The following is a 956-nucleotide window of genomic DNA, read 5'->3' as shown; positions in this document are numbered from 1 at the left end:
CGCGGCAAGAGGCGCGCGGCGGCCGAGGGAAAGACGAGCCGGTCGACGGCCAGCCGTTCCGGACGAGAGTCGACGAGGAAGAGATCGAGGGGAAGGAGCGAAAGAATCCGTGCCAGAGCCAGACCGACATGGCCCGCTCCGAAGAGGGCGACTTGCTTCCGCTCCCAGAAGAGCGGCTCGAGCAAGATCGACACCTCTCCCCCGCAGCACTGGGCACCCCACTCCCCCTCCGCCGGATTCAAGCGGAGCTCGAGCCGGCGGGGCGTCCGCGTCTTTTCCGCGAGCATCTTCTTGGCCGCTTCCAGCGCGCTCTTCTCGAGGTTTCCTCCGCCAATGGTGCCGAAGCTTTCCTCGCGGGTGACGATCATCTTCGCTCCCGCTTCCTGCGGCGCATGGCCGCGGATTTCGATCAGGGTGATTAGAATCACCTCGGGATGAAGAGGAAGCAGTTGCGCGAGCTTTCCCGGCCAGTCCCAACGCATTCGATCACCCTTCTTGCTTCTTTGCTCGGCTCCGCGCCGCTTCCACCGCCCAGTAGATCTGTTCCGGGGTCGCGGGAAAGCCGAGCTCGACGGCGCCCGGACCGAAGGCCGCGATCGCTTCTTGAATCGCTTCCCGGACCGAAAGGGCCAGAAGCAAGGGGGGCTCCCCCACCGCCTTCGATCCGCCAATGACACCGGGCTGCGCCGCATCCGAGAGGAAGCGAACCTCAAAATGTTCCGGAAGCTCGCTCGCCGACGGGAGCTTGTAGGTGGAAGCATCGGAGGTAAGGAGCTTCCCCTCCCGATCCCAGAGGAGCTCTTCGCAGAGGACCCAGCCGATACCTTGAAAAAACGCCCCTTCGACCTGGCCGCGATCGATCGTCGGGTTGAGGGAGTTTCCGACATCTTGGAGGATGTCGACCGCCAGCAGGCGGCATTCTCCCGTATGGCCGTCGACCTCGACTTCGGAGACGG

General features: G+C 64.3%; 2 protein-coding genes. Both read right to left on the bottom strand.

Features of this window, described 5'->3' with window-relative positions; genetic code table 11:
* Window positions 1–482, bottom strand: a 482-nt coding sequence (locus FN369_RS01400; RefSeq protein ID WP_281290902.1) for an XdhC family protein, incomplete at its 3' end; no start/stop codon positions are given.
* A gap of 4 nt (window positions 483–486) precedes the next feature.
* Window positions 487–956, bottom strand: a 470-nt coding sequence (locus FN369_RS01395) for a molybdopterin cofactor-binding domain-containing protein (RefSeq protein WP_142524426.1), incomplete at its 5' end; no start/stop codon positions are given.

The sequence above is a fragment of the Methylacidimicrobium cyclopophantes genome (genome assembly GCF_902143385.2).
Lineage (GTDB): Bacteria > Verrucomicrobiota > Verrucomicrobiia > Methylacidiphilales > Methylacidiphilaceae > Methylacidimicrobium > Methylacidimicrobium cyclopophantes.
Note: the sequence above shows the minus strand (reverse complement) of the source record. Positions and strands in the feature narration are given on the sequence as shown.